The sequence below is a fragment of the Nocardia sp. NPDC049707 genome (assembly GCF_040674855.1).
GTDB lineage: Bacteria > Actinomycetota > Actinomycetes > Mycobacteriales > Mycobacteriaceae > Nocardia.
Map to the genome: position 1 here is coordinate 110,402 of NZ_JBFANN010000003.1, position 13,796 is coordinate 124,197.

Below are 13,796 nucleotides of genomic sequence, written 5' to 3' on the forward strand. Positions count from 1 at the left end.
CGACTTCCACCTCGACTACAACAAGCTCGCCTGAGCCCGGCTACCTAGGTCGGATCAGGTGAGGGTGTCGACTACATAGGCGGCGGCTTCGGCGAGCAATGCCTGATCGTACTCGGCGTCCTTGGTGGCCTTGCTGGACATCATCGCGATGACAAGTGGTGTGGAGTTCGGCGGCCAGGCGATGGCGATGTCGTTGAGCGTGCCGTAGTCGCCGGTTCCAGTCTTGTCGGCCACTGTCCAGTCCTGTGGTAAACCGGCTCGGATGCGCTGGGCGCCTGCGGCAGTGGCGTTGCGTTGCATCAAGTCGCGCAGAAAGTCGCGCTTGTCGGGTGGCAGGGCATCGCCGAGCACGATTCTCTGGTAGCTGGTGCCGAATGCGCGCGGTGAACTGGTGTCGCGGGGGTCGCCGGGGGTGGCTTCGGTGATCAGCGGCTCGACGCGATCCATTCGGGTGATCGTGTCGCCGAGACTGCGTGCGTAGGACGTCAGCTCGGCCGGGCCGCCGATATCGCGGAGCAGGAGGTTGCCCGCGGTGCCGTCGCTGTAGCGGATCGCGGCGTCACACAACTCACGGATTGTCATCCCGGTGGCCACGTGCTGCGCGGTAACCGCGGCATTCTTCATGAGATCGGCTTGGGTGTAGGTGACTAGGGAATCCAAGTGTGACAGCGGGTTTCGCTGTAGCACCGCAGCCGCTGCGAGCCCCTTGAACGCCGAACAGAACGCGAATCGTTCATCCGCTCGGTGGGCGATCGTGGTGCCCGTACCGGTGGCGAGGGCATATACGCCGAGGCGAGCGTCGAACCTTCGTTCCAACTCGACCAGACTCTCGTGATGTTCATTCGGCGCGGGCGAGGGAGCGGGGGAGCGGGAGGGGTAGTGGGTCTTCGCGCATCCGGCAAGCGGCAAAAGTACTGCCGCCCCGAACAGAGCGCGACGAGTGATGGTCGGTTGCGTCGATGTCATGGGTGATAAGTCCCGTCGGTCGGTCGGAGCACGTGTGCGCTCAACTGGTCACGGATGCCGCGATCGCGGCCGGCGGTGTCGCGTCATCGCCGAGCGACCGGGCGAACGCCGTCACGGCTGAGGGGCCGCCGAGGCGTCGCAGCAGATTGCCCGCACCCGGGATGGTGCGCCAGCACGCAGCGACGACCGTTTCGCACCGCTCGACACTTGACTGGCCGAGATCGAAGAACGCCGGCTCCGCCGACCGAATCCGGTTTCGCCGCAGACCCGTTGAAGACGCCGCAGGCAGTGGCGGCCGACAGCGCGGAGACCGCGAGGGCGGCGGCGAACAAGCGTTGGTGGGTGATAGGAGAAGCAGTGCGTTTCGCGGCGTCGTCATCGGAGCACAACAACATTGCGGGTGTGGTGCGCGCCAATACCCGACCCGAGCGTGACCGAGTCGGCGGCGCTATCGCCACAGGTCATCATGCTCCGGTTCGCTACGAAGATAGCGGCGAGTCACCAACAGCAGGGACGTCGCCGATTCCGCTGGTTCAATGACGGTCATGGATTTGATCCGCCACCTCCGCTTCTTCGTCGCGGTCGCGGACGAAAGGCATTTCGGCAAGGCGGCGGCCGCATTGGACATGACGCAACCGCCCCTGTCGCAAGGTCTTCGGCGACTCGAACGACATCTCGGTGTCGAACTGCTCCACCGCACGCAGCAGGGTGCGGTGCTCACCCCGGCCGGTGTGCAACTGCTCTCCCGCGCCCGCCTGCTCGTCGATGACGCCGATCGCCTTGTCGCCGAATCACATCGGATCGCACGGACACGCGGCACCGTGAACTGGGGGGCGGCCGCGACGGTCCCGGATCGGGTAGTGACCGCGTGCGTGACGGCATTGCGCGGTGTGGTCGGTGCGGGCGGCACGGTGTCCACCACGGTGCGTGCCACCGTCGACCTCGTATCGGATGTTCGATCCGGCATCTGCGAGGTTGCGGTGGTCGAGCATCCGGCTCTGGTGGACGGCGTGGTGGCGGGACCTGTCGTCAAATTGCCGCGGTGGGTGGTCGTTCCGTCTGATCATCGAATCGCCGAGTCCGAGCGCCCCACCTTCCCGATGCTCGCGGGACTGGCGTTCGCCGCTCCGGCACGCGCCACCAATCCGCCCGCCTTCGACGCGGTCCAGGATCTGCTGCGGGAGCGAGGGCTCGACTCGCCGACCATCGTCGCGCGCGATGACCGCACGCTTTTGGCCGCCGTCGCCGCGGGTTCGAGTTTCGGCCTCACCACGGCGCCACCATCAAACGCACCCGGGGTGACCTGGCTGCGGATGGCGCCTGACGCTGTCGCTCTGCGCGTTCGAATCATCCACCGTCCCGGCGCGGACGCTCACACAGACGCGGTGGATCGCGTCCTACACAGGGAGCGACTGCGATGACGACAGTCGCGGAGAACAAGATTCGCGATGTCTTCGCCGACGCGGGCTGCACCGGCTGGGTACATGCCCGCCGTTGCGACGACTCAATCGAGGAAATCTCGATCGGCGCTCACGAACGCGTCGTCACCGCATCGGTATACAAGCTGCCGTTGTTCGTCGCGTTCTGTCGAAGTGTCGACGACGGACTGATTGATCCGATGGCACCGATAACCGTGATACCGGCCGACTGCACACCCGGCCCATCCGGAATCGCCGCGCTGATGGATCCGGTAACGATGAGCAGGCGCGATCTCGCGATATCGATGATGACGGTGTCCGACAACGCCGCAGCGGATGTACTGCTCGGCGAGGTTGGCATCGGTGCCGTGACGAACCTGCTGAACAGCATGGGATTACGACAGACCATCATCATCGGCGGCACCGCCGACGTCCATCGCAGCCTCGTCCGTGATACCGACACCCACACCACTGCCGAGGCGTTCGCCGCACTCGCCGACAATGACGAAGCCTGGTCGGTATCGGCATACGACCCCGCCTACACCAGCGCGACCACTCCGGAGGAGATGACCCGCTTCCTGCGTGCCCTCTGGGCGGGGACCGTATTGTCCGCGCAGCAAACCAATTTCGTCCGCACCGTCATGCGCAAACAGATCTGGTCGCACCGCATCGTATCCGCGTTCCCCCATCGCGGCGTATCGATAGCGAGCAAAACCGGCACCATCGGCGTGATCCGCAACGAGGTTGCGGTAGTGGAATTCCCGCAGGAGCACCCCGTCGCGGTGGCGATCTTCACCCGCGCGGCACGCGCGGACCCGCTGCTGCCCGTCGTCGACGCCGCCATCGCCGAAGCCGCCCGGATCGCGGTCACCGAACTGCGTAGACCGCTTCCCTAGCAAAGCATCGAATGTGAGGCCGAGAGCGGTTTGGTGGGTGATGGTTTCGGTGAGCGGCCGCTGAGGGCTCTGGCCGCTCAGGAGCGGGCGGAGGGGTTGCAGCTGACCGGTGAGAGCGGGCTGCTGACCAAGCTGGTGGTCGAGTCGGCTCCGGAAGGTGAGATGGATGACTATCTCGGTTACAGCAGGCACGACGCGGCCGGGGGTGACAATGAGGTCAGCAGCGGACCCGTCGACGTGGCCCGCACCGGCCGCACCATCCAACGAGCCGATCCGGGCTACTTCGAACTCGGCTCGCAGCTACGCGGCCGCGGCTCGGTGATCCAGAGCAGCCGCGACGCGCCGTTGCGGCCGGGCGATTTCGCCCGCTACGGCACCCATCGCCCGTACACTCTGCGTTCGACGCCGATTTCGGCCAGCCGCCGAGGCCCGACAAGTCAGACAATGACGCCGGAACTGCCTTCGGCCGCAGGTCTCAATCGAGTCCGAGTGCCGATCATGAAGCGGCGCACCGATGCCCCGCCTCCGACCGCCGGATCATTCGCCCGCAGCTTTGTGCTGGACATAGTCGAGGGCCTCGAACAGTAAGTCCAGCTCTGGTCGCGGATTCCCGTCCAAGGTGCAGAGAGTGACGACACTCGGGCTGAGGTCTGCGATGGGCACGAAGCTGACCCGAGGATGGCGGTAATACGAAGGCAGCGACTGCGGCGTGGTCGTCACGCCAGCACCACATGCCACCTCCTCCAGTAATTCCTCGACAGTCGAGACGACTATGCACGGTTCAACTCTCGTCCCGTCGGGGCGCGGATTGACCATCCAGAAGTCGGTCCACTCCATCGGCCCGCCACTGCTGCCGAGGAAAGGCTCCGACGCAATTTCCTCGAACCGGATCGATTCTCTGCCTGCCAGCGGGTGGTCGTGCGCAAGCACCGCGACACGCGGCTCGGAGAGAACGTGACGGCGCCGAACTCCGTCGGCGGGAAACGGCTCTCGCACGAAGACAGCGTCGACCTCCCCCGCCAGCAGCGGAGCCAGCTGTTCGCTCCATTCCAGGTGGCGCAGTCTGATATGCAGGCCAGGATGGGCACACCGGAGCCGGTCCAACACGTCCGATGTCAGTTGACCGGCCCCGGCGGCCATGAACCCGATATCGATTCCCCGCTGGCCGAGCCGAACCGTGTCACGCCACCGAAGGATGGTCTGACTCGCCGCTACAACGGCCCGCGCGTGCGGGATCAACTCGACTCCGGCCTCGGTGAGCTCGACGCGCCGAGAACTTCGTTCGAACAGCGCGAACCGGAGGTCCTTCTCCAATCGCGAAATCTGTTGGCTCAGTGCTGGTCCCGTCATGTGCAACACCGCCGCGGCGCGGCCGAAATGCAGTTCGTCGGCAACAGCCAGAAAGCACCGGAGGGTCTGCGGCGGGATATACACAGGTCACCTCAATACCAACAGAATCGAACGGTCGAGAACCGTCAGACTAGACGATCGCTCCCGACCGCCCGGCGCCGTGCATGTGCTGCGACGGGTCGGTGGCATAGTCGACCAGTTGCAGACTGCCCACGGCATCGTTATCGCGTGCCATGTAATAGTGCAGGCGCGCGTCCGCGACAACCGCGAGTTCGCCACTCGGGAGATACCCCGCAATAGGGCCGTCGATCATGGCGAACATGACACACCCGTTCGGTGAAATCGGCGTGTGTACGGCCCCGGCGACCTCGCAGGTGTACATGCCCGCGGTTCCGGGATCATCCTCGGTGTAGTGGAACCCGCCCTCGAGCAGGTACGCCTGGACGTTACCCATGTGCCAATGGGGTGTAGCGACGGTACCGGGGTCGACCTGCAGGATGAGCGTGAACGCGCCGGACACGAGATTGCAGTACAGCAGTTTGAAACGCGTTCCGGGCATCAGCCAGTCGGTCCAGGGGATGGTCTCAGGATCGACGAACTCCTTCCTGATCCCCTTGGGCGTGACGCCGGGGTCGGTCATCCAGAACTGGGGTCCGAAATTTTCCTTGGTTTCCATAATTCTTCCTTCTTTCGGTGAACGGTGTTTACGCGGTCAGGAAAGGTTCGTCATATCGACCAGGATCTTTATGGCCGTTTGGTTGCGCAGCGCTTCCATGCCGACGGTAACCACGTCCTCGAACGGCACCGTTTGGACCCAGCTGTCGTAGGGAAAAGCCCCGCGGGCCATCAAATCGATCACTTCGGGATAATCGTGGCAGTACGCGATCGAACCGACAATTTCACATTCACCGAACAATATTTCGGTGGGATTGAATTCGACCGGTCGCTGATGGACCGCGACAACGACGACGCGCCCGCGGGCGGCTGTCGAGCGAACCGCGTTGAGGAATGTGGCCGGGGCGCCCCCGGTATCGAATGATCGCGCGACGCCGGCTCCATCAGTGCGTTCCCGCAGTTCAGCGACGACGTCAGAAGCAGTCGGATCGATGATGTCGGTCGCACCCACCGCCTCGATGGCAGCGCGTCGTGCCGCGGATGGCTCGATCACCGTTATGTTGTCGACGCCGTAAGCCCGCAGAGTCAGGAAGACGCCGATTCCGATGGGGCCGGCCCCATGGACCGCGACGGCATGGTCGGCCTGCACCTCACCCCGCCGCACCGCGTGCAGGGCAACGGCGAGCGGTTCGATCAACGCACCTTCGCGGGTGCTCATCCCCGCGGGTAACTGGTAACAGTGATCGGCGTCGACGACCGCGTACTCACCGAGCCCGCCGCCGCCCGGCCAGCTATACCCCACCGCGGCGATTTCCCTGCACAGGTTGTAGGAGCCGGCAAGGCACGCGGCACAGCGGCGGCAATTAACGGTGGGTTCCACCGCCACCTTGTCGCCGACCGAAAGCCCCGCAACCGCTGGGCCGACCTCAACGACCTCGCCCGAAAACTCGTGGCCCAATACAACGGGGACGGTAACTCCCGTCAGTGGATGCGGCGTCATGGGCGACATCATCGGTGCATGGAAATATTCATGGAGATCGCTTCCGCAAATCCCGTTGAAATGCACTCGAATCTTCACCTGGCCGGACCCGGTCACCGGCTCCGAAATTTCCTCCAGTCGAATATCTCGAACCCCATGATAGCGGGCGGCTTTCATTTTCCAACTCCGATCTCACCCGAATGCACAAACATGTGATGCGCACAACAATCCACTGTGGTTATCGGGAAGTCCAGGTTGTTTTACTCGAGCATCGATAAGGTGCGCTTACTGATCCCCGATTTGGTCCGACGCCGGCTGTGTTCGCCACGCGTCGATCTCCTCGATCAATTCGGTGCCAAATCCATCAATATGCGCGCGAGCAGTCGTCCGGAAGCCGAAGCGGCGGGGAGCGGAGTTGGAGCGCTACTGCGTATGCCGACCGATGTGGCCGCGGTATTCCCGCGCAGCTTCGCCGCTCGTACGGGGACTTGCGATCAGCAGGCGGGCGATGTGGATGGTCGCCTCCGACCGGCGCTTGCGGAAAGTTGCCTCCCGGTGAGGTCCTTGCATCCGGGGCGTTCGCGCAGCGCGTGCCGCGTCGCGCTCTGTCGAAAATCCCTACGCACCACCCGAAGTCGCCCCCCGCACCGGCACGGTGAGCATTGCGACGATCATGTCGATGATCTCGGCGGTGTCGCTATCGGGGTCCGCGGTGCGCACCCCCGCTTCCAGCGCGCGTTCGTAGTCGGCGATCAGGGCGAACATGACTGTCGCCATGGTTTCCAGGCGCTGGCGGCGTCGGCGGGGTGGCAGTTGTGGCAGGGCCGCGTCCAGGCGGGTGGCGATGATGCGGACGGCGGCACGGTCGGCGCCCGCGAGGCGGCGGGCGTCGGCAATGACAGGGTGGGCGCGCACCACCTCGAGGAAGCGGCCGTAGTGGGTGACCTGTGCCGCGTAGCTGAGTTCGAGGATGGGAGCGGCGAGCATCGCCACCAGTGTGCGGATCTCGCGTGCGGTGCCCTCGGCCTCGTATCGAGCGAGCAGCCCCATTCGACGATCTTCGAGCCAGTTCATGCGGCGGTCGACGATGGCCTCGAGCAGACCGCCGCGGGAGTCGAAGTAGTAGTGCACCGCGGAGTTGTTGCGCTGGCCCGCGGCCGCGGCGATATCGCGCAGCGGCACGTCCACGCCGCGTTCGGCGATGAGTCGTTCGCCCGCGTCCAGCAGAGCGGCACGCGGATCCTCGGCGGCCATATCAGCACTGTACTAAACCCGAGCATTGACGATATTAAGCAGAAGTGCTTAATTGGGCCGTACGAAAACGAAGGCGTGGCCGTTGCCGCAGACTCGAGGTGATCCGATGGCCATCGCGCGGGGCCCGATCTTCCAGTGGGTGGTGCGCGATAAGGACGCGGCGCAGCGCGAGTTCACCGAGCGCTACGGCGTCGCGAAGTGGTTCCCCATCCAGGACGTGCACTTCGGGCCGCGGATGTGCCAACGCCGAAAGTATGGAAGGCGATCGAGATGCGATTCACCTATGCCGAAACGATGACGGACCCGAGCTTCTATGTGCCGCTGGCGCAGGCCGCGGAGGCGGCCGGATATACGTCGATGACGATCGCGGACAGTGTGGCCTATCCGAAGGAATCCGACGCCACCTATCCGTACACCCCGGACGGCGGTCGAGAGTTCCTGGAGGACAAGCCGTTCATCGAGGCCTTCGTGCTGTCGGCGGCCATCGCGGCGGCCACGACCACGCTCCGGCTCACGCCTTTCGTGGTGAAGCTGCCCATCCGCCCGCCGGTGTTGGTGGCCAAGCAGGCCGCCTCGATCGCGGCCTTGAGCGGAAACCGGTTCGGCTTCGGCGTTGGCATCAGTCCGTGGCCGGATGATTTCGACATCATGGACGTGCCATTCGAACGTCGCGGTGCCCGGATGGACGAGTGCATAGATATCGTGCGCGGACTCACCGCGGGCGGCTATTTCGAATTCCACGGGGAGTTCTACGATCTGCCGCCGATCAAGATCAGCCCGGTGCCGACCGAGCCGATTCCGATCCTCATCGGCGGACACAGCGGCCCGGCATTGCGGCGCGCGGCCCAGCGCGGCGACGGCTGGATGCACGCCGGCGGCGATCCAGCCGAATTGGACCGGCTGCTCGCGAAACTCGATGTGCTGCGCGCCGAATACGGCACCCGCAAGGATTTCGAGATCCACGTCATCTCGCTGGACGGGTTCACCGTCGACGGTGTGAAGCGGTTGGAGGACAAGGGCGTCACCGATGTGATCGTCGGCTTCCGCTACCCGTACACCACCGAGCCCGATACCGAATCGCTGGACACCAAGATCGCGCACCTGTCCAGGTTCGCGGAGAAGGTCATCGCGAAGACGAGCTGAGCCGCTGCCACCCACGGACCCGGCCCGGGGGTGTCGGGCCGGGGGTCAGCCGGTGCGGGACGCGGGTCAGAACCGGCCGGAGGCCACGAAGGCGGCCACGGCGAGGTAGATCAGGTTCAGCGCCATGACCTTCGCTTCGCCATTGCGGAAATGGGTGATCATCGCACCGACCATCAGCAAGATCCAGCAGGCCGCGGTCACCGGCACCATAACCGGTGCGATATCGAGCGCGGCAGGCAGGATCAGCCCGGCCGCGGCCAGGAGTTCGAGGATCCCCAGGGTCTTGATGAAGCCTGCGCTGTAGTGTTCGGTCCATCCGGCGTAAGGGATCTCGGCCAGCTTCTCCTTGGGCACGAAACGTCTTGCTGATGCCGCCGGCCAGAGCGACCACGGCCAGCAATCCGGCGGCGATCCACAGAGCGAGGTTCATGATATTTCTCCTTGCAGTCGGCGACTTCGGACTCGAAACCCTGGGTCGCTATGGGGCGTGCACCAGACGACGACGCTCCGATACCTGTGACGGCTCGGCCGGGTGATGCCCGTCACAAGCACCTGGTGTCACAGAATGCGGTGGTCCGGCGTCTGGTGCGCGACGCAGTCGATATCGAAGAGACAGGAGCCACCCGTGGCCACACACTTCCGGATGCCGGGAGCGCAGTCGTGAGTGCGGACCCCGCCACCGAGGTCTTCGTCACCCACCGCAACCTGCTCTTCACCGTTGCCTACGAGATGCTGGGCTCGGCCGCCGACGCCGAAGACGTCCTGCAGGAGACCTGGCTACGGTGGGCGGGCGTCGACCTCGACACCGTCCGAGACCAGCGGGCCTACCTCGTCCGAATCACCACCCGCCAGTCCCTCGACCGACTGCGCACCCTCGGGCGCCGCAAAGAGTCCTACATCGGTCCCTGGCTCCCCGAACCGCTGCTGACCACGCCCGACATCGCCGACGATGTCGAACTCGCCGAGAACGTCTCGATGGCCATGCTGCTGGTATTGGAGACACTTGCGCCGACCGAGCGCGCGGTGTTCGTACTACGCGAGGTATTCGACCTGCCCTACGACGAAATCGCCGATGCCGTCGACAAAACCCCCGCCGCGGTCCGCCAGATCGCCCATCGGGCCCGAGCACATGTGGCCGCACGCCGACCGCGCGGGACGGTTTCGGCGGCCGAAACCCGAGATGTGCTCGCGGCCTTCCAGCGGGCGGTCGAAACCGGCGATATGCAGGGGCTGCTCGATATGCTCGCACCGGATGTCGTGTTGCTGGGTGACGGCGGCGGAATCAAACAAGCGCTCCCGCGACCTGTCACGGGAGCCGATAAGGTTGGCCGCCTGCTCGGCGCCTTGTGGGGCAGAACCACTGCCTTGTCGCTACAAGCAGCCCAGGTCAATGGCTACCCGGCGCTGGTTATCCGGCTCGACGGCGAGCTGGACACGGTCATGGCGGTGCGCACCGACGACGGGCTCATCACCGGCCTGTACGCCGTCCGCAATCCCGAGAAGCTGTCACGTATGCAGGCTGAAACCGCCCTGCGCCGCTGAGTTCATGGCCCTCGGATCAGCGCGCTCAATCGGCCTGCCGCTGCGGAGCACAGGCGGTGTCCGGCGGGTCCGGGTGGGCGACGAGCTGTTGCTGCCATGACACCCCGCTACAGATCGTCGCCCAGTGTGCGCTGCGGCGCGGCAATCCATTGTCGAAGGCGCGCTGTCCTGGTGATGGCGGCCGCCGACGGTCCACACCGCGCTACCGACATCCGAAGTCGCCGCGCCGGACATCACGACGCGGCGTTGAGGCGCTTCTTCGTCTCAGCATCGGCCGGGAAGAACGATTCGATGGCGAGTTCGGCGACGGTCACGTTCATCGGTGTGCCGAAAACGGTGGTGACGCTGATGAACGACAGTTCGTGGTCTTCGTGGCGCAGGCGCAGTGGGACGACGGCCTGGTCCGGTTCGGGGAGGGTGAGATCGACTGTGCCGCCGGGATATTCGCGCAGTTCGTCGCGGAGCTCGAGCAATTCGGGCGAACCGGTGACTTCGATCTGGCGCGACAGGCGCTCGAAGATATGGCCACGCCATTCGGCCAGATTCACGATGCGGCTCGCCATACCGTCGGGGTGCAGGCTCAGTCGCAGGGCGTTCACCGGTGCGGTGAGCAGTTTCGGATCGATGCCCGTCAACAGCAGTGCCACACCGGAATTGGCGTCGATCATATTCCAGCTCTGGTCGATCGCCAGCGCCGGATAGGGGTCGTGACCCGCGAGGATCTGGCGTATCGCACCGCGCACCGCGTCCATCGCGGGTGTATCGAGCGACGGTTCGGCGTAGGCGGGTGCGAATCCGGCGGCGAGCAGTAGTCGATTGCGTTCCCGCAACGGAATCTCCAACTGCTCGGACAGGTGCACCAGCATGGTGCGGCTCGGATTCGCGCGCCCCGTCTCGATGAAACTCAGATGCCGCGCGGAAGTTTCGGCGCGCCCGGCCAATTCCAGCTGGCTGAGCCTGCGCTCGAGCCGCCAGTGGCGCAGCAGGTCACCGGCTGTTTGCGTACTCACCCTGCCGATCCTACGAAGCCGGCGACCCCGACACGATTACCTGACAGGTAATCGCCGTCAGAACCGCCCGCGCCGCCCGGTTGCGCACAGTTGCGGTTTGCGCGGTCAGGCGATGAACGTGCCACGGCGGCGGGCCAGCGAAGAGGCCCTGTATCGGCGGTGAGCACCTCCACCTGTCAGGGCCAGCCACCGTCGGCCCAGCGCCGGGCCATATCGGCGACGGCGGCGGGATCGTCGATCCTGGCCACGGCGACCAGATCGAATTCACGGGTGGCCACGCTCATCGCCGCACCGCGGATCCGAGCCGGGTCGCGGCCCTTGCTGCCGCGGGTGCGGTCGTGAACCAGAAGCGCCGTCTCCCCCAGATCGCGGACGGCGATGACGTCCTGCCGTCCGAATTGATCATGGTCAGCCAGCAGGTGTACCGGCCGAGGCCACCCGGGAGCTTGTTCGATGCCCGCGTCGGGTCGTTCGCGAATGCTGTCCCAGTCGATCGGCGGCAACTCGTAACGGTCGGCGAGATGATTGTGTCCATATCGGTAGGACGATCGGATCTCGGGAGAACTCACCGGTGTCAGAGGATTTCATCGCCCACGAAGGCCTGGGCCGACTGGGCCGCGGTGAGCTCGGCGCCGATCGCGTCGGTGAATTCGGCGAGGTCCCCGGGACTGCGGGAGGTGATCAACGGCCAGCCGTTCTCATCGGAACGCACCACCGCACGATCGATCCAGCGTCCCTTGGCATTGACTACATCGGTGCGCAGCGAGTAGTAGGACGTCAAGGTCTTGCCCGCGACGACGTCGGCCTCCACGAGCAGCCACGGGCCGTGGCAGATCGCCGCGACGGGCTTGCCCGCACGCACGAATTGTTGGGCGACTTCCACGGCGCGATCGTTGACGCGCAGTTTGTCCGCGTTCACCGTTCCGCCTGGCACGACGAGCAGATCGAAATCGTCGACCTCGAGATCGTTGAGCGCCGCATCCGGCTGCACGACCTCGTCCTTGTCGACATCGTGTCGAAAAGTCTGGACCTCGGCGCGTTCGGGGGTCGCGTGCACGGCGACGGCACCGTGTTCGCGCAACCAGTCCAGCGGCACCGTGAGCTCGTCATGTTCGACGCCGGTATTCGCGGTCATGACCAATGCGCGCACACCGCGCAATTCCTCGGACATGCCGGACCCCTTTCTCACCGATCCTTTACTATCGTCGGCCTACCCCGGCGCGGGGCGCTCAAACGATTCCGGCACCCGTCCGGATCGGCGATAAGCGCAGTAAAATCCAGTAATGGCCGCGGCCCCGCCCACTGTCGGCGTGGAAGAAGAGTTCCTCCTGGCGGATCCGATCACGGGTGCGCCGAGTCCACGGAATGTCGAGGTCGCGGCAGCAGCCGCCGATGTCGGCATCGATCTGCAACTGGAGTTGACGCGCTGTCAGGTCGAGATCAATACCGACGTGCACACCCGGACCCCCGAATTACTCGACGACCTGCGTCGACTGCGCCGCACTGTGGCCAATTGCGCCGAGAAGCACGGCGCACGATTGCTCGCGGTTGCGGTTCCACCCGCGGTACCGGAGACGTTTCCGGTTACCGACACCCCGCGCTATCAACGAATCGCGGACAATTTCGGGATGCTCGCCCATGAGCAGGGTTTGTGTGGCTGCCACGTCCATGTCGGGGTGCCGACACGGGAAATCGCGGTGCTGGTCGGGAATTATTTGCGGCCCTGGCTACCGGTGTTGTTGTCGTTGACGGCCAATTCCCCGGTCTACCGCGCCACCGATACCGGATACGCCAGCTGGCGCAGCATTCAGTGGCAGCGGTGGCCGAGTTCCGGTCCACCGCCCTTCTTCGATTCCGCCGCGGATTTCGACGATATGGTGCGGATGATGCTCGCCAGCGGCAGCATTCTCGATACGGCGATGGTGTATTGGGATGTGCGGCCCTCGGCCTCGTACCCGACCGTCGAGGTGCGCGTGAGTGATGTACCGGCGACCGTCGAGGAAACGGCGTTGTTGGCGACGCTGATTCGCGCCGCGGTCGCCATGGCGCAGGCGGCGATACACGATGGGCTGCCACCGCCCCCGGTGCCCGCGGAGGTGCTGCGGGCCGCGTATTGGAAGGCCGCCAGATCCGGGCTGGACGGATACGGGCTCGACACCATCAGCGGCAACGCCTTTCCGGCCCGTACCCTGCTCACCGGGCTGGTCGACCACCTCGCCCCCACGCTCGAACAGTCGGGTGACCAGCAGTTCGTCATCGATACCGTCGATGCGGTGCTGGCGCGCGGCAACGGCGCCCGGCGCCAACGCACCGCTTTGTACGCACACAATGATGTCACCGATGTCATCGACGTGGTCGCCGCCGCGACCCTCGAGGGGTGCTATTGACCGGACGAGCCGAATACCGAGCGCAGACCAGCATCACGGACGATCTGTACGGCGACGATCGCCAGCAGCGTCGCACCGGTCATCATGTGCTCGATCGCGTCCGAGGTATGGCTCGGGAAGTTGAAGATCAGCACGCGGTGTGAGAACAACGCCCCTACCCCGACCTGAAGACGGCCCATTGCGGAAACTCCACTGGCCCATCCGATTCGCCGCTCGACCATCGATTAGTGGCTCAT

The 13,796-nt window shown here is 65.1% G+C and carries 17 protein-coding genes; 7 read left to right on the forward strand and 10 right to left on the reverse strand.

What is annotated here, in order from left to right:
• Positions 1-54: 54 nt before the first annotated feature.
• Complete coding sequence (bla, locus tag AB0J29_RS04785) at positions 55-966, reverse strand: class A beta-lactamase (RefSeq protein WP_364779285.1); 912 nt, start codon at positions 964-966, stop codon at positions 55-57.
• 545 nt (positions 967-1,511) lie between these two features.
• Here bla and AB0J29_RS04790 point away from each other — a divergent pair.
• The 3 genes from AB0J29_RS04790 to AB0J29_RS04800 are packed head-to-tail and all read left to right on the forward strand — an operon-like array spanning position 1,512 to position 3,868.
• Positions 1,512-2,387 carry a LysR family transcriptional regulator gene (locus AB0J29_RS04790; RefSeq protein WP_364779288.1) on the forward strand — a complete coding sequence of 292 codons (876 nt, stop codon included), beginning with the start codon at positions 1,512-1,514 and terminating at the stop codon, positions 2,385-2,387.
• Positions 2,384-3,280, forward strand: a complete 897-nt coding sequence (locus AB0J29_RS04795) for a serine hydrolase (protein WP_364779292.1) — start codon at positions 2,384-2,386, stop codon at positions 3,278-3,280. The genes AB0J29_RS04790 and AB0J29_RS04795 overlap by 4 nt, the downstream gene beginning before the upstream one ends.
• A 33-nt stretch (positions 3,281-3,313) precedes the next feature.
• Positions 3,314-3,868: a hypothetical protein gene (locus tag AB0J29_RS04800; protein WP_364779295.1), complete on the forward strand. Its 555-nt coding sequence runs from the start codon at positions 3,314-3,316 to the stop codon at positions 3,866-3,868.
• Here AB0J29_RS04800 and AB0J29_RS04805 read toward each other — a convergent pair.
• The 4 genes from AB0J29_RS04805 to AB0J29_RS04820 all read right to left on the reverse strand — a co-directional run bounded on the left by AB0J29_RS04805 (position 3,818) and on the right by AB0J29_RS04820 (position 7,478).
• Positions 3,818-4,714 carry a LysR substrate-binding domain-containing protein gene (locus AB0J29_RS04805; protein ID WP_364779298.1) on the reverse strand — a complete coding sequence of 299 codons (897 nt, stop codon included), beginning with the start codon at positions 4,712-4,714 and terminating at the stop codon, positions 3,818-3,820. The genes AB0J29_RS04800 and AB0J29_RS04805 overlap by 51 nt on opposite strands.
• A 46-nt stretch (positions 4,715-4,760) precedes the next feature.
• Entirely contained in the window at positions 4,761-5,306 is a 546-nt protein-coding gene (locus AB0J29_RS04810) for a 2,4'-dihydroxyacetophenone dioxygenase family protein (protein WP_364779302.1), read from the reverse strand.
• Between the two features lie 36 nt (positions 5,307-5,342).
• Positions 5,343-6,401: a 2,3-butanediol dehydrogenase gene (locus AB0J29_RS04815; protein WP_364779305.1), complete on the reverse strand. Its 1,059-nt coding sequence runs from the start codon at positions 6,399-6,401 to the stop codon at positions 5,343-5,345.
• Positions 6,402-6,842: 441 nt separating this feature from the next.
• Positions 6,843-7,478, reverse strand: coding sequence for a TetR family transcriptional regulator (locus tag AB0J29_RS04820; protein ID WP_364779308.1), 636 nt, complete (start codon positions 7,476-7,478; stop codon positions 6,843-6,845).
• 106 nt (positions 7,479-7,584) lie between these two features.
• Between AB0J29_RS04820 and AB0J29_RS04825 the strand changes: the two genes are divergently transcribed.
• Positions 7,585-7,776 (forward strand): hypothetical protein, encoded by a 192-nt coding sequence (locus AB0J29_RS04825; RefSeq protein ID WP_364779311.1) that lies wholly within the window; start codon positions 7,585-7,587, stop codon positions 7,774-7,776.
• Entirely contained in the window at positions 7,749-8,621 is an 873-nt protein-coding gene (locus tag AB0J29_RS04830) for a TIGR03619 family F420-dependent LLM class oxidoreductase (protein WP_364779314.1), read from the forward strand. The genes AB0J29_RS04825 and AB0J29_RS04830 overlap by 28 nt, the downstream gene beginning before the upstream one ends.
• 66 nt (positions 8,622-8,687) lie before the next feature.
• Here AB0J29_RS04830 and AB0J29_RS04835 read toward each other — a convergent pair whose 3' ends face one another.
• On the reverse strand, positions 8,688-8,975 hold the full coding sequence (locus AB0J29_RS04835) for a DoxX family protein (RefSeq protein WP_364779318.1): 288 nt from the start codon (positions 8,973-8,975) through the stop codon (positions 8,688-8,690).
• 306 nt (positions 8,976-9,281) lie between these two features.
• Between AB0J29_RS04835 and AB0J29_RS04840 the strand changes: the two genes are divergently transcribed.
• Positions 9,282-10,163 (forward strand): RNA polymerase sigma-70 factor, encoded by an 882-nt coding sequence (locus AB0J29_RS04840; RefSeq protein ID WP_364779321.1) that lies wholly within the window; start codon positions 9,282-9,284, stop codon positions 10,161-10,163.
• Positions 10,164-10,396: 233 nt separating this feature from the next.
• Here AB0J29_RS04840 and AB0J29_RS04845 read toward each other — a convergent pair whose 3' ends face one another.
• The 3 genes from AB0J29_RS04845 to AB0J29_RS04855 form a co-directional block, all read right to left on the reverse strand.
• Entirely contained in the window at positions 10,397-11,173 is a 777-nt protein-coding gene (locus AB0J29_RS04845) for a helix-turn-helix transcriptional regulator (RefSeq protein WP_364779324.1), read from the reverse strand.
• Between the two features lie 176 nt (positions 11,174-11,349).
• The gene (locus tag AB0J29_RS04850) at positions 11,350-11,742 is read right to left on the reverse strand and encodes a hypothetical protein (protein WP_364779327.1); all 393 of its coding nucleotides are present in this window, start codon (positions 11,740-11,742) and stop codon (positions 11,350-11,352) included.
• Positions 11,743-11,747: 5 nt separating this feature from the next.
• On the reverse strand, positions 11,748-12,344 hold the full coding sequence (locus AB0J29_RS04855) for a type 1 glutamine amidotransferase domain-containing protein (protein WP_364779330.1): 597 nt from the start codon (positions 12,342-12,344) through the stop codon (positions 11,748-11,750).
• A gap of 112 nt (positions 12,345-12,456) precedes the next feature.
• Between AB0J29_RS04855 and AB0J29_RS04860 the strand changes: the two genes are divergently transcribed.
• A complete protein-coding gene (locus AB0J29_RS04860) occupies positions 12,457-13,560 on the forward strand; it encodes a glutamate--cysteine ligase (protein WP_364779333.1) in 1,104 nt (367 codons plus the stop codon).
• Here AB0J29_RS04860 and AB0J29_RS04865 read toward each other — a convergent pair.
• The gene (locus AB0J29_RS04865) at positions 13,554-13,739 is read right to left on the reverse strand and encodes a hypothetical protein (RefSeq protein ID WP_364779336.1); all 186 of its coding nucleotides are present in this window, start codon (positions 13,737-13,739) and stop codon (positions 13,554-13,556) included. The genes AB0J29_RS04860 and AB0J29_RS04865 overlap by 7 nt on opposite strands.
• Between the last annotated feature and the right edge of the window lie 57 nt (positions 13,740-13,796).

What these genes read in the sequence shown, in the direction of transcription:
- bla (WP_364779285.1), bottom strand. Translation starts at nt 966, where the DNA reads ATGACATCGACGCAACCGACCATCACTCGTCGCGCTCTGTTCGGGGCG.
- AB0J29_RS04830 (WP_364779314.1), top strand. Translation starts at nt 7,749, where the DNA reads ATGCGATTCACCTATGCCGAAACGATGACGGACCCGAGCTTCTATGTG.
- AB0J29_RS04860 (WP_364779333.1), top strand. Translation starts at nt 12,457, where the DNA reads ATGGCCGCGGCCCCGCCCACTGTCGGCGTGGAAGAAGAGTTCCTCCTG.
- AB0J29_RS04855 (WP_364779330.1), bottom strand. Translation starts at nt 12,344, where the DNA reads ATGTCCGAGGAATTGCGCGGTGTGCGCGCATTGGTCATGACCGCGAAT.
- AB0J29_RS04825 (WP_364779311.1), top strand. Translation starts at nt 7,585, where the DNA reads ATGGCCATCGCGCGGGGCCCGATCTTCCAGTGGGTGGTGCGCGATAAG.
- AB0J29_RS04815 (WP_364779305.1), bottom strand. Translation starts at nt 6,401, where the DNA reads ATGAAAGCCGCCCGCTATCATGGGGTTCGAGATATTCGACTGGAGGAA.
- AB0J29_RS04795 (WP_364779292.1), top strand. Translation starts at nt 2,384, where the DNA reads ATGACGACAGTCGCGGAGAACAAGATTCGCGATGTCTTCGCCGACGCG.
- AB0J29_RS04790 (WP_364779288.1), top strand. Translation starts at nt 1,512, where the DNA reads ATGGATTTGATCCGCCACCTCCGCTTCTTCGTCGCGGTCGCGGACGAA.
- AB0J29_RS04810 (WP_364779302.1), bottom strand. Translation starts at nt 5,306, where the DNA reads ATGGAAACCAAGGAAAATTTCGGACCCCAGTTCTGGATGACCGACCCC.
- AB0J29_RS04820 (WP_364779308.1), bottom strand. Translation starts at nt 7,478, where the DNA reads ATGGCCGCCGAGGATCCGCGTGCCGCTCTGCTGGACGCGGGCGAACGA.
- AB0J29_RS04865 (WP_364779336.1), bottom strand. Translation starts at nt 13,739, where the DNA reads ATGGGCCGTCTTCAGGTCGGGGTAGGGGCGTTGTTCTCACACCGCGTG.